The organism is Enterococcus sp. DIV0421, assembly GCF_051713745.1.
Lineage (GTDB): Bacteria > Bacillota > Bacilli > Lactobacillales > Enterococcaceae > Enterococcus_D > Enterococcus_D casseliflavus.
Genome location: NZ_JBIOQM010000003.1, coordinates 228364 through 241944 on the forward strand (window position 1 = coordinate 228364; position 13581 = coordinate 241944).

Consider the following 13581-nt stretch of genomic DNA (forward strand, 5'->3'; position numbering starts at 1 on the left):
AAACTGTTCTCACTCATCTAACTGCCACGAACAGGATGCTTCATCTTACTATCTGTCATTAGAAAAGTGCTATGTTTTCCTGAAAAATCTATTCTAAGGTGAAGTTGCTTTGCCTTTCTCAAAAAATCGTCAAAGTCAGACGACTGTTCCACAAAAAAACAAAGTCGCTGCTTCAAGTCATAACGAAAGTTGCTTCGTTTATAGACTTCAAATTTTGTATGCAAATAACGGTCAGGAACTATGATTTTTACCTCTGCTTCCTTACACAATCGATCAGAAATCATTCTCAAGTTTCGCTGACTTTCATTGTCCCATCGAAACTTTTTATTAGATTGAATATCGATGACATTAATTAAGATATAATTATGCAGATGGTCACTGTCGGTATGTTTGCCACGATAAACTTGAACTGTCCACCAGTTAATTCCATAGCTAATTGATATCCTAGCTGATTGACTTCTTCAGGAGTCACCTTATCCTCAGGTGAAAAAGCTTGAATGATATGATGCGCATGAATGCTTTTCTGCCGTCTTTCCATGCGGTCATTACGACTGTCGTATAAATGATCGTTCATCTTAAAATTAATCTGGTACATCTCAACTAGCCCATCATAAGTCGCAAAATCAATGTAGCTATGAAAAACAAACCCTGAAATCAATTTGAGGTTCTGGATCTTAGCTGAATTGATGATATACTTAACTAAATTTTCCGCTGTTTCTTGCCATGTGTCGCAAAATGTTTAGTCACAACCATATCAATTTCTCCTCTGTCTGTGTAGTGCAAAATAAAAGTACACAATAATGCAGCCGAAAGTACACAACTATGCAGCAGTTTGACTGTGAACTAGTTTTCTTCCATCATAAGTCTTAATGACTTAATGATGGAGGTACAGAAAGGTTGTTAACTTTGGATGATATCAAAACAATAAAACATTTGAGAAATAATCGTGATCAGTCAATCAATCAAATAAGAAAAACAATGAATATCAATTGGCGAACAGCGAAAAAATACGCCGATAGTGATCAGTTATTCATTGCAGATCCTGTTCGAAAAAATAAATCTATGATGGATGATGGCTGGGAAGAAATTATTGGTAGTTGGCTAGAAGAAGACCTCCGTTTACGTAAAAAACTCCGTAGGACTGCTAAATCTATTCATGAACAATTGAAACCTTTGGGTTTTCCTGGCTCCTATCGAACAGTTTGTATCTATATTTCTCAATGGAAAAAACAGCGTTATGACGAAATGAATTACAAAGCTGTCGATCGCCTAGATCATCCAATCGGAGAAGCACAGGTCGATTTTGGAACAATGGAAGTCATGCATGAAGATCATATGAAAGATATTCAGCTTCTTATTCTGTCATTCCCTTATAGTAATGCGACGTTCGCAAGTGCCATGCCATCTCAAAACCAAGAATGTTTCCTGGAAGCATTAAAACAACTATTTAAGCAATGCGGAGGCGTTCCAAAAACGATCAGAATAGATAACTTAACTCCAGCAGTGAAAAAAACAAAATCAAAGTTTGAACATCACAACCGTAATGAATTCTTACGATTCACCATTCATTACGGTTGTGATGTTCAAGTCTGTAACCCACGTAGTGGGCATAAAAAAGGGCATGTCGAAAATAAAGTTGGCTATGTTCGATACAATTTTTTCTCGACTTCGCCAATCATGGACTCTTTTGAATCCCTAAATAAACAACTTGAAGAACACCTGAAAACAGATCGAAAGAGAACACATTATTCCAAACATCAATTAATCGAAGACTTGTGGAATAAAGAAAGTAAGATGCTATATTCTTTTCCAAAGGAGGATTACCCAATGTTTAAAGAAATAGAAATAGAAATCAAACTAAATCGCTATCACGAAATCAAATTGGATCAAACAATTATTCATATTCCTAAAGCATACGGGTATTCTCAATTAACTGTTGTTTTGACTTGGAATAAATTCAAAGTCCTTACGCCGCATGGAGAACTCTTAATGAATGACTATCGTCCTTATATGAACAAAAAGCGATTGATTCCGTGGAGCGATATCTTAAAACAATGGAGTGATAAGCTGAATGTTGCTAGTTATTCGAGGTATTGGAAATACTTACCAGCACGACTTCAAAATTATCTGGCGATTAATAATAATCACATCAAATACAGACGTATCCATCAAATACTGAGTTTATTGACAACCTACGACATCCAACAAATCAATGAACAATTCTATGAGTTAGTTGTTCAAGAGGATGCCCCCTCTGACTTTGATGTCAATTGGTCAAATTATGACGCACTTACAAAATCAGGAGGACCCTATAAATGACTAGACAGAACCTAGAAGATTATTGTAAAAAGCTCAGATTAAGTCATATCATCACGAACTTACCAAGAGCTTCTTTCGAAGCTCCAGAACAATTTATTACCGATCTATTCCGTTTAGAACTTGAAACCAGGCAACGAATCAAATTAGAACGGATGGAAAAATTAGCCAAATTTCCTGTACCAAAGTCACTAAAAAACTATGAATGGCATGAAGATATTTTTCTACCAGCTCATCTAGATAAGGAGAGTCTTATCTCTCTTGATTTTCTAAAAAGACAAGAAAACATTGTTTGTGTGGGCTCTCCTGGTACAGGGAAAACACATCTAGCGATTGCATTAGGAAGAAAAGCTTGTAATGAAGGTGTGCCAACCAAATTTTTCCGAGTGAACAACCTCGTTGAACAACTAGAAAGTGCCTTAAAAAAGCAACAGCTAGTTAGGTTCAAGAAAGGATTCGAAACAACAGAATTAATCATTCTAGATGAAATGGGTTATCTCCCCTTAACCAAAGAAGGAGCGGAACTGCTTTTCCAACTGATTTCAGATTGGTATGAGCAAAAAAGTATTATTATTACCTCCAACCTAGAGTTCAGTCAATGGAATCGAGTATTTATGGATTCTCGTTTAACAGCCGCTCTCGTTGACCGGCTAATCCATCACGCACATATTATTGGATTTAAAGGCGAAAGTTTCAGGTTGAAAAATTCATTACCTAAATCATATTGAAGGAAAAAACAGTTGCAGCAAAACTCTGCACTTTCGGCTGCATTTTTTTGTAAAAATCTATTGCAAAATACACCTCTGTCCTAGATACTTGTCTTGAAGACAGATAACGATAATCCTAAGACTTTCTTGAGTTACCGATTGACTTTGATTAGATAATTGATAAAGCAACTAAATATCACGGCTAATCTGTTCCAGTTTTTGATGTTGCCAAAAAGTCGATCATTTTTCAAAACTCCTATCAGATTGAAACCATTTAAGAGGTTTTCATCTTGAATTTCTTTGTTAATTTTATTTTTGCAATCAAGTCATTTTCAGAAGTAGCAGCCCACTACATCTGCAAATGGCTTGATTGCAAAATTGTCAAAAAAACAGCAAGCCTACCCGTTGATCTGAATAGAACGTAAAAGTACTCTATAATTTATGGGACTGAAGAATCAGAATTGATTCTTCAGTCCCATTTTCACTATTAACAAAAAACTATTTAAACAAAAAATAAGATTATCAATATCTTGTATATAAATATCAAATAAATTGCTTCTTAATTAAGTATTGGATAAAGATCAATGAGAATCATGGATGGCAGACTTAACTGGAGAAGGCAAAATTTAAACTCACTGTTGTAGAACATACGGGAACAAATTTTATTACTATAGCCCCTCCTCCAATCCAATAACACCATATATCTACTAAGGAAAAGCAATAATAACTAGATACTCTACTATTATCTTTTCTGCATAAAATGATAATATGCTCCGAGCATCCCAGCACTATTTTTGTGTTTAGCAAAAACAACATTAGCTGTCAATGACGGTACAAGATGTTTATTTACAGCATGTGTAATTTTGTCTGATAAATATTCTGTTTGGGACATAATACCTCCTCCTAAAATAATTGTTTCAGGATTTACAACATAACATATATTAGCAATTCCTTCAGCTAAATAGTTAATCATTCGTTCTATCCCTAAAATACAATTAACATTGCCTTGTTTTGCTTCTTCAAAAATTCTTACTCCTGACCATTTACTTTCTAAATCATTCTCTTGTTGAGCAACAAATCGAACCAATTCACTTGCTGAGGCTACATCTTGAAACAAACCATCTGAAACTCGAATGTATCCTACCTCACAAGCAGAATAACTAGAACCATGAAATAGTTGATTATTGATTAGTAAGCAGCCTCCAATACCTGTTCCTATTGTTAAACAAATACTAATATTACTGTTTATCCCGGAACCAGATATAGATTCGGCAAGCCCTGCACAATTAACATCATTCTCTACTTCACATAAAATATTAAACTCTGTTTCTATCTCTCGCTTGAAACAAGTTCCTGCATAATTGGGTATTCGATGTCCAGCATAAAATACTTTCCCTTCAATAGGGTCCACCATGCCAGCTGTAGAAATACAAATACCTTCTAATCGATATTTCGATTTATACCATTTAACTAACTCTTTTACAGTTTTTAAGATATGAGGTCCACCTTTGTGAGCATAAGTCTTGATTTTATCTTGTTCAAGAAAGTGTTCATTCGAATCAAGAATCCCCAATTTTATAAATGTTCCGCCAATATCAATTGTTAAATAATACGTCATTATCTTATCCCCTTATCCAACTTGCAACTGAAAAAATAATCATTTACAAAATTCTTCAATAGCATCTCGAATTAATTTAGCACCACAAATAACAATTTCATTATCCGCAATAGTAACAGATGCCAACGGCTTACGTACAGAGCCTAATTCTAAGCCTTCGTTTAATTTTAGAATCTCCTTAATAATCGCATACATATGCCCCTCACCTGAACACATCAAAGAGATAATATCATTGATGCGATATTGTAATTTTTTTGCTTGATTCCATTCTTTATTCAACAATAAATTATCCAACTTTAAAAACAGCTCAGGCATAACCCCATAGGTTCCACCGATTCCACCTACTGCTCCCATAAGGCGACCACTAATAAATTGTTCGTCTGGACCATTAAATACAACACAATTATTCCCCGCAATAGATATAAAGGTTTGAATATCTTGAACTGACATAGATGAATTTTTCACCCCAATAACACGAGGATTTTTCAACATCTCCTGATAGAGACTAGAAGTCAATGAAATCCCTGCCAATTGAGGAATATTATATATAATAAAATCGGTATTAGGTGCGCTATCACTAATCTCATTCCAATATTTGCAAATTGAGTGTTCCGGTAATCGAAAATAAATTGGTGGAATAGCAGCAATCGCATCCACTCCTAAAATCTCTGAATGTTTTGCCAGCTCTACACTATCTTTAGTATTATTACAAGCAACATGATTGATAATAGTGAGCTTTCCCTTGGCAATATCCATAACATTTTCCAGAACCATTTTACGATCTTCCACGCTTTGATAAATACATTCACCAGAAGAACCATTAATATATAATCCTTTAACACCTTTTTTAATAAAAAAATATGTTAATCTTCTTACACGTTCTGGACTAACTTTACCAGTATCATCATAGCAAGCATAAAAAGCTGGAATTACACCAAAATATTTACTTAAATCACGCATATACTCACCTTACATAAAAAATATGTTTTTATGTATTTTCCTTTCTCAACTCATTATTTATGAGCCGTATAATTGTATAAATGATGTGGCTATTTTTCATCTACAGGGCTTTCACTCATCGGTTTATCTAGATACTATAACCACAACTATTTGTTTAATTATTACTGAATTAGACAACACATTTATTTGATACTTGATATCAAATAAGGATACATTTAATTACAAATCTTTTTAGCAAAGCAACGACTTTACGTAAAACCAAAACTGATAAAATCGCTGCTCATGCTACCGCTATTTCTTTCTAAACCAGACAGACAACCCTTCTGAGCAAATGATCAAAACTAAGAAAAACTTACGCATTCACCAAAATGCGTAAGTACTTAAGAGAATGATTATTCAAGGATAAAACTCAATTTTCTCATGTCATTGATATTGTTTTTCCCGAACTTACATCCTGTGTTTGCCCCATCCATCAAAAAGCAATATATAAATTACTAAAAATTTCCCTTTAGCTAAAGCTATTTCAGCAGCATATTCAACAACTTTGATCTCGTTATCCTCTAAATCTTCTGGAAAAAATTTGGAAGAGAAAAAACAATTGAGATTCAAGAATGTACCAGAAATTCAATTGGAACAGTTAATAACACCTTAGAAATTGAGACTCAAGTAAAATTTAGGCTCACCTCTCTAATACTACCTATCCCTAGAAAAATTTTTATAGAATTGGTTAAATTTATTTGTTATAAATAAATTTAACCAGAAACTCTTCAACGCTTGTTTTTAAAGCTTGACTTCATACAGTTAGTCTCTAAAAAATACTACTTCATAATCTCTGACAGTTTGACCTTCCTATCCTCCTTGATAGAAATAGTACATGCATCTGCAGTAGCAATCGCTTCAAGTGCAGCCTCACCTGTCAACAATTTTTTGTACTCATCGTCAACAGCCTGTCCTCTCATAACGCCATGTAAGAAACGCATTTCCTTTTCAATAATAGAAGATAACCACATTGGAGTGCGCTTTCCTGGTTTACCATATGCAATTGCCCCATCCATTTCTGTACTATGATAAATTCGAGTACGGTCATCATCCTCTTCTTGGGATTCATGAACTAAGAAATGGGTCTCTTTGCCATCAATTTTTAATGTTCCTTTACAATTAAACATGTCCAATTTAATAGCGCCTTTTGTCCCTTGAATAAGAACATAATGTTCTCCCCACCGATAAGCTGAGCCCCATTCACAAATTGCAAAACGTCTATTTGAAAATTCCATATTAACAAAAATCATATCATCTTCATCACCAAAACCTGCACCAACATGAGCCACATTACCACCAGTCATAGTAACCGTCTCAGGAATTCCATCCATAATAAACTGCACACAATCTAATTCGTGGATATGATGGTACAGATGTCCACCTGATTTTTCACGAATTTTTTTCCATGAAACAGATGTTTGCATCTCTTCCCATCCATTACGCGCAGTATGACAATATAATACATCTCCAATAACCCCTTCATTAATGAGTTCCTTAGCATGGTGGACTCCATTAAAGAAATTCATTATGTGACCTGCCATAAAAATAACATTATTCTTTTTACAAGTATTAACCATCTCACGACAATCTTCATAGGAAAGAGCAATTGGTTTTTCACAAAACACATGTTTGCCATTTTGTGCCGCTTTTATAACAGGCTCCTTATGCAGATAATTCGGCGTTGCTACAATTATGCAATCAACGTCTTGACTAGAAACCAATTCATCTAATGATTTTGCAACATTAGCCTCTAACTCTGCAGCAACTTCAACTGCATTATCCGGATCATAAACAAGGGTGATTTTTGCTCCATCATTTTTTTTTAAAGAACGTGCTAGCTCTGCTCCAAAATATCCTGTACCTACTACACCATAATTAATCATTATTTTTCTCCTTTATTTTAATAAATCCTTAATTTCAAAATCAATATACTGTACTACATTAGTTAGATGTAACTCATTACGAGACCATGAATCATATTTTTCAAATAACAAACCTATGTGATTGTTTGGTAATTCTGTAATTGCTGAGTATGCATATCCATATTTGGGTAAGTCTATATCATAATGATACTTCCAGTTAACGGTATCATCTGCTGGATCAATCAAACCAATCCAAATTTGTCCACCCTTTCGTCCTTCTGTTGAATTTGGGGTACTTAACAACACCGCTTCCTTTCCTTCAATCAACTGAGAATATTTAATGGCAGAAATTTGCGTTCCATAACTAGTTTGTTTTATCATATCCAAATAAGAAACATCAGACCATGTATCTCCTGAATCATAACTTGTCATATAAGCAATCTTACCTGTTGTTGTTCGGAAAAATGTTCTAATAACACCATCACGAAGTTCAACCATTTGCGCTTCCGCAGTTGCATTCGCAAATGGTACAGAAGCAGATGATTTTTTCCATGTTTGTCCTGCATCTTCAGTAATCAAATAAGTTAATTCGCCACTAGTATATGTAGCAAATATCAAACGATTACTATTTTTAAGAGATAGTCCTTGTCCCGGACTCAAATACGTCGCATTGTGATTTACTCCCAAAAATGGTGGCAACAATTTGAAATCCTCCCATGATTCTCCTCCATCATCGCTGGTAGATACCCCAATATAATTTGTCGGAACTACCTTAAATAAAGAATCTTTATAAAAGATATTCATCGGAACAAATATACCATTATGAAACTCATTTAGAGTATCTCCGTTAAACTTTACAGAATACTGTTCAACAGTTAACGGCTGCCCATCCTCCAACAACTCATATTTTGCATTTACTGAATAAGATGTCGGCTTCCCGGTTCTATCATCATATATCTTACCGTTTTCCCTAATAGAATAATTATAATTAGAATCTTCTTCTTTCTTAAGCTTCACAAAATATTGACCCTCTATCTCCTTAAAACCCGAATCTGTTTTAACTGCATTACTATTACCAACTCCTGATGGCATCACATCAGCTAATATAACAACTTTACCAGTTTGTTTATCCTGAGCTAACGCAGAATCAATAAAGGAGGCGCTACCATTTATTTGGATATTTTTGGCGTTGCCATTTCTTGGCCATTCAATAAGCTGCTCAGCATAGTCATTAAATTTCATAGCGAAAATTGGTTCACTCCATGATGCTCCATTATTGTCACTAAAAGAAGTCGCTATATTAATTTTACTTCTAGAATCATGAGTGCCGCCATATCGTGCGTCAATACTTGCAAGAACACGATCATTCTTCAATGTATATAGTGCCGGAATCCTAAAGTAATTTGCTTGAGTTGAATCCCCTGATTGGAAAATCAATTTATAGGGAAGTTTTTTGGTAAAAGACTGAGCTTCCGAAAAGTTAAACGCTTTATTATAAAACAATATACTTTCAATTTGTCCTGTCATACCATAATCAATTTTCCCCTCTCTATTTACACCACCCAGAGTAACATTATTCTGTCCCTCAATACTTGTAATGGGAAGAAACTTATCAACAGTTTCAGTAAATATTCTTGTGCCATTCACATACATTGTATATGTTTTTTGAATTTCATTACTTACAAATACAATCGTGTTCTCTACAGGTTGACCTTTATGTTGTCCCCATAACGATGCAGGTCTTGCAAATAAATAATTTATTCCTTTTTTAGCATCTCGGATCTCAACACCAATTTCACCAGTATCTCTGATGAAAATAGAGAAATAATTATTCCTGTATCCTTTAGAAGAATTAGAAATGCCCACTAAAGCCTGTAATGCATTTCCATTACTTGAAGAGAATCTCACTACTACACTTTGTGTAGTGGAATTAAATTTATCTAATACATTTGACGTAATATCAAAGCCTTGATTATTGAGAGTGATAGGGCCCGCTTGATATACTGGAGTATCCACTACTTGCGTAACAATTGATTCATTTGCTAAACCCATAACAGAAGAATTTAAAAATACTATTCCTACTATGAGTATTAGACCAATATATGAATAAAGCTTACTGCACTTCATTGCAACGAAACCTCCATATAACGAGTTTATTTAACAGAACCTTCTGATAACCCACTAGCTATTTTATTTTGAATCATCGAAAAGAATATAATAGACGGTAACACTACAATAACTGATGCTGCCATCATATCTCCCCAATCTAAAATTTCTGAGCCATTCAGCGAACGCAAAGCTACAGCAACAGTCATCTTGCTTGTATCATTAATTAAAATCAATGCATATAAAAATTCATTCCAAGCATTGATAAATGTATAAATTGCAGTTGCTACAATACCTGGAGCTACAATAGGTAATACTATCTTATAAAACGTAACAAATTTATTAGCACCATCAATTCGTGCTGCTTCCTCAATCCCCACAGGTACTGTTTGAAAAAAACCTACTAGAAGCCATACAGCATACGGAATACTAAACGAAAGATATATTAAAGATAACCCAAATAAACTATTGGCTAAACCTGCCTTTGAAACTGCAATAGAATATGGAATAGCTAATAAGATTGGAGGAAATATATACGTTGTAACTAAAAGACGTGACATAATCGCCCCTAGTTTTGGGAAAAATCTTACAATTCCGTATGCAGCCATAGAAGATATGATTATAGCAACGATTGTTGCTCCCAAAGAAATCAACAAACTATTCTTAATATTATCAATAAAATGAAGATCACTGATAACATGAGTAAAGTAATCTAAGGTTAATTTTTCTGGAAGAAATCGGGTTGGAAATTGTGTCAACTCTCCTTTGCCCTTCACCGAAGAAACAATAATCCATAGTAGGGGGAAAATAGCTATTATGGTGGCAATAATCAGTATCAAATGAGCAGCAATATCCAATAATAAATTTGATTTTTTCTTCATAGCTAATTCCCTTCTTTCTCCCACTTACTAATAACCTTGAAGTAAACGAAGCAAACCATCAATAAAAAAATAAACAATAAAACGGTAACCGCTGATGCTCGCCCCAATAGTTTGGTACCCCAACCTAAATTATAGGCATAAATAGGTAATGTCATAGTAGCATTAGATGGTCCCCCCCCCGTAATTAAATATATAATATCAAAGTTGTTAAAAATCCAAACAGTCCTTAAAACGACTAACAGTCCGACAACAACTTTAATATGTGGAAAAGTGATAAATCGAAATACTTGCCAAGAGGAAGCCCCATCAATCTCAGCAGCCTCAAATTGCTCTTGAGGAACCGTTTGCAAAGCTGACAATACGTTAATCATAATCATTGGTGCTCCAAACCAAACATTGATAAATACTAAGCAGATAAATGCCCATGTACTATCTGCTAAAAACGATGGTGCAATATCCATTAAGCCAAGTTTTACAATCATATTCGGAAGATAACCATAAACACCATTTAAAATCCATTGCCATGAAAAGGCAATAACAATTGTAGGAAATGCCCATGGAACAATTAATAACGTCCGATACAATTTTTTAAATCGCTTAACCCTATGAAGTGATAACGCTAAAATAAAACCAACAATTACTTGCCCAAACAATGATATAATCGTCCATTTTAACGAATTGAAGAAAGCGGTAAAAAAATTGGAATCTTTTAAAACTTCAATATAGTTATCAAAGCCAATAAATTTATAATTCGGCATGATTAAATTTTTATTAGTAAAACTATAGAAAATACTTGAAAAAAATGGATATATAAAAAGTAGTCCTACAACAATCATAGCAGGAAGCACAAATACCCAACGAGTTATATTTCGATCTTTTCCCATACTTCCTCTCCCTTCTTAAAATTACGGCTAAAGGACTAAAGCCCTTAGCCCAATTTCTCACTATTTATTCTATATTTACTGCTACTGTTTCAAACAAATCATTTAATTGTTTTTCTGCTGCTTCGGCAGCTTTCTTAGTATCGACACCATTGCTTATAATTTCTTGGAACATTTGTTCAATGACATGTTGGTTTATTAATATACCAGCTTGTACACTTGGTCCATTCTCATAACCAATAGCAGTTCCAGAAGAGGCTGCTTCAATGATTACTTCTTCAGCATGCTTAAATTTCTGACGGGTTTCATTTGCCTTATAACTTTCTAAATCTGCAATACCACTTATAGCAGGGAGCATACCAACTGGTGTTGAATCTAAAAATTCAAGATAATTATCTTCTTGATATAAATATTCTAAGAATGCCTTAGCAACTTGAGGATTCTTTGAATTTTTCCATACAACCATTGGAATATTCGAAGTTTCAATACCATAATCTTTGTCAGAAGCATTTACTTTTGGCATTGGATAAGCATCAATATGATCTACAAGTTGTGGACTATTTGTTTGAACACCGCCGATATGAAAGCCTGAATTAAAATCAAACGCTGTTTGACCTTGATAAAATAATGTTGCTTGTTGAAGCGTATTATAGTTTAGAGAATCTTGAGGAGAAATTTCTTTATACATTTTAACCCAATATTTAATACCTTCTTGGACTAAATCGTTAGTCAAATCAACTTTCAAATCTTTTGTAAGAAGACTACCACCTGCACTACGAACATAAAAATTCAAAAAACGGGTACCCATGAAATCATTAGTACCAAAAGGAACTCCTAAACCATACACCCCTTCTTCTTTCAATTTTTTGCTAACTTGATAAAGTTCTTCCCATGTTTTCGGAACTTCTAAACCAAACTTTTTCAAAAGATCTGTCCTAACCCACATTACCTGAGCATGGGAATAAATCGGTATTGAATAATATTTCCCACCTACTTTAGCTTCATCTAATGCAGTTTCACTAAAACGATCTTTACCGAGACTTTCAATAGTATCATCCAAAGGAATAATCGCATCAGAATTTATCATTTCCATTACCTGATTTGGCAAAGCTGTACTAATATCCGGAACATTCCCATTAGCTAGACCAGTTGTCCATTTAGTATAAAAATCATTCCAAGAAAAAGTTTCTATTTTTATTTTTACTTTTGGATGCTTTTCCATAAACTCATCAGCAGATTTTTGTATAGACTCCAATCGAGGTCCTTGTGTAAAAGAATGCCACATTACAAGATCTCCTGATAGTTCTCCTGATTTATCTGTTGATGCAATAGTATCATTTTTACTTGCAGAACAACCTACAACAGCAATTGTAGTTGCTGCCAAACATATCAAACTTAAGATTTTACGAAACTTCATGATATCTCTCCTTTATGAAATAGCTATTTTAAAAACTACTTTTTTGACTTCTAAATCATTTATGCGTATTTTAGGCTGATGTAAATCTTCAGGAAAAGTAATTAAACAAATACCTGGCACTAACTGAACAATTTGTTCAGGATTTCCTTTATATAATTCAATATCTTTTTCTTCATTATATTCTTGAATAACAGCAACATTCTTTGAGGATGTTACACTTATATTCTCAACATTTTTAATAACAAGATGAACATCTATATATTTTTGATGAGTTTCAAAAAAGTCCCCTGGTTTTCCATCTGCTATATAAGTAAAGCAATTTCCGAACACCTTATCTTCATAAATTCGAATCGAACCTTCTTCAATCTCTCCCATATTAGTTAATTTGAAATATTCAACCAAATACTTAATATATGGATTTACTCCTGTATATCTAGATAAATGTTCAACACGGGTTATAATCATATCTATTTTCTCCTACTAAAATTTAGTTAATAGCTTTTATAAACCGTTCCGCAATCTCTTTTGGTCTAGTAATCGCACCTCCTATTACAATACCCGCTGGATTTAATGCTTTAACGGCTTTTACATCATCAATTGTATGAATCTTTCCTTCCGCAATCACATCTACTCCAACAAAACAAAGGTTCTTTATTAATTCCAAATCTGGTCCTTCTTCTTGCCGACTATAACTCGTATAACCAGATAAAGTTGTTCCAACAAAATCAATACCTGAATTAAAAGCTTGTATCCCCTCATCAAATGTACTAATATCTGCCATAAATAATTGCTCA

At 34.0% G+C, this 13581-nt stretch carries 10 protein-coding genes and 2 pseudogenes; 2 read left to right on the top strand and 10 right to left on the bottom strand.

What is annotated here, in order from left to right:
• Nucleotides 1–17: 17 nt before the first annotated feature.
• Nucleotides 18–595, bottom strand: a pseudogene (locus IGI96_RS19100) (relaxase/mobilization nuclease domain-containing protein).
• A 311-nt stretch (nt 596–906) separates the two neighbouring features.
• Here IGI96_RS19100 and istA point away from each other — a divergent pair.
• Together istA and istB are read left to right on the top strand one after the other, a co-directional pair.
• Nucleotides 907–2319, top strand: a complete 1413-nt coding sequence (gene istA / locus IGI96_RS19105; RefSeq protein WP_438785641.1) for an IS21 family transposase — start codon at nt 907–909, stop codon at nt 2317–2319.
• Nucleotides 2316–3044 carry an IS21-like element helper ATPase IstB gene (istB, locus tag IGI96_RS19110; protein WP_438785626.1) on the top strand — a complete coding sequence of 243 codons (729 nt, stop codon included), beginning with the start codon at nt 2316–2318 and terminating at the stop codon, nt 3042–3044. Before istA ends, istB begins: the two co-directional genes overlap by 4 nt.
• Before the next feature lie 721 nt (nt 3045–3765).
• Here istB and IGI96_RS19115 read toward each other — a convergent pair.
• The 9 genes and pseudogenes from IGI96_RS19115 to IGI96_RS19155 form a co-directional block, all read right to left on the bottom strand.
• Nucleotides 3766–4641: an ROK family protein gene (locus IGI96_RS19115; RefSeq protein ID WP_438785627.1), complete on the bottom strand. Its 876-nt coding sequence runs from the start codon at nt 4639–4641 to the stop codon at nt 3766–3768.
• Nucleotides 4642–4680: 39 nt separating this feature from the next.
• The gene (locus IGI96_RS19120; RefSeq protein ID WP_438785628.1) at nt 4681–5601 is read right to left on the bottom strand and encodes a dihydrodipicolinate synthase family protein; all 921 of its coding nucleotides are present in this window, start codon (nt 5599–5601) and stop codon (nt 4681–4683) included.
• An 818-nt stretch (nt 5602–6419) separates the two neighbouring features.
• On the bottom strand, nt 6420–7523 hold the full coding sequence (locus tag IGI96_RS19125) for a Gfo/Idh/MocA family protein (protein ID WP_438785629.1): 1104 nt from the start codon (nt 7521–7523) through the stop codon (nt 6420–6422).
• Nucleotides 7524–7535: 12 nt separating this feature from the next.
• A complete protein-coding gene (locus tag IGI96_RS19130; protein ID WP_438785630.1) occupies nt 7536–9629 on the bottom strand; it encodes a sialidase domain-containing protein in 2094 nt (697 codons plus the stop codon).
• Between the two features lie 26 nt (nt 9630–9655).
• The gene (locus IGI96_RS19135; protein WP_438785631.1) at nt 9656–10489 is read right to left on the bottom strand and encodes a carbohydrate ABC transporter permease; all 834 of its coding nucleotides are present in this window, start codon (nt 10487–10489) and stop codon (nt 9656–9658) included.
• A 2-nt stretch (nt 10490–10491) separates the two neighbouring features.
• The gene (locus IGI96_RS19140) at nt 10492–11373 is read right to left on the bottom strand and encodes a carbohydrate ABC transporter permease (RefSeq protein ID WP_438785632.1); all 882 of its coding nucleotides are present in this window, start codon (nt 11371–11373) and stop codon (nt 10492–10494) included.
• Nucleotides 11374–11437: 64 nt separating this feature from the next.
• Complete coding sequence (locus IGI96_RS19145) at nt 11438–12790, bottom strand: ABC transporter substrate-binding protein (protein WP_438785642.1); 1353 nt, start codon at nt 12788–12790, stop codon at nt 11438–11440.
• Between the two features lie 9 nt (nt 12791–12799).
• A complete protein-coding gene (locus IGI96_RS19150) occupies nt 12800–13252 on the bottom strand; it encodes a YhcH/YjgK/YiaL family protein (RefSeq protein ID WP_438785633.1) in 453 nt (150 codons plus the stop codon).
• Between the two features lie 22 nt (nt 13253–13274).
• Nucleotides 13275–13581 (bottom strand): annotated as a pseudogene (locus tag IGI96_RS19155) (N-acetylmannosamine-6-phosphate 2-epimerase); the annotation flags it as partial.

What these genes read in the sequence shown, in the direction of transcription:
- istB (WP_438785626.1), top strand. Translation starts at nt 2,316, where the DNA reads ATGACTAGACAGAACCTAGAAGATTATTGTAAAAAGCTCAGATTAAGT.
- IGI96_RS19115 (WP_438785627.1), bottom strand. Translation starts at nt 4,641, where the DNA reads ATGACGTATTATTTAACAATTGATATTGGCGGAACATTTATAAAATTG.
- IGI96_RS19120 (WP_438785628.1), bottom strand. Translation starts at nt 5,601, where the DNA reads ATGCGTGATTTAAGTAAATATTTTGGTGTAATTCCAGCTTTTTATGCT.
- IGI96_RS19125 (WP_438785629.1), bottom strand. Translation starts at nt 7,523, where the DNA reads ATGATTAATTATGGTGTAGTAGGTACAGGATATTTTGGAGCAGAGCTA.
- IGI96_RS19130 (WP_438785630.1), bottom strand. Translation starts at nt 9,629, where the DNA reads ATGAAGTGCAGTAAGCTTTATTCATATATTGGTCTAATACTCATAGTA.
- IGI96_RS19135 (WP_438785631.1), bottom strand. Translation starts at nt 10,489, where the DNA reads ATGAAGAAAAAATCAAATTTATTATTGGATATTGCTGCTCATTTGATA.
- IGI96_RS19140 (WP_438785632.1), bottom strand. Translation starts at nt 11,373, where the DNA reads ATGGGAAAAGATCGAAATATAACTCGTTGGGTATTTGTGCTTCCTGCT.
- IGI96_RS19150 (WP_438785633.1), bottom strand. Translation starts at nt 13,252, where the DNA reads ATGATTATAACCCGTGTTGAACATTTATCTAGATATACAGGAGTAAAT.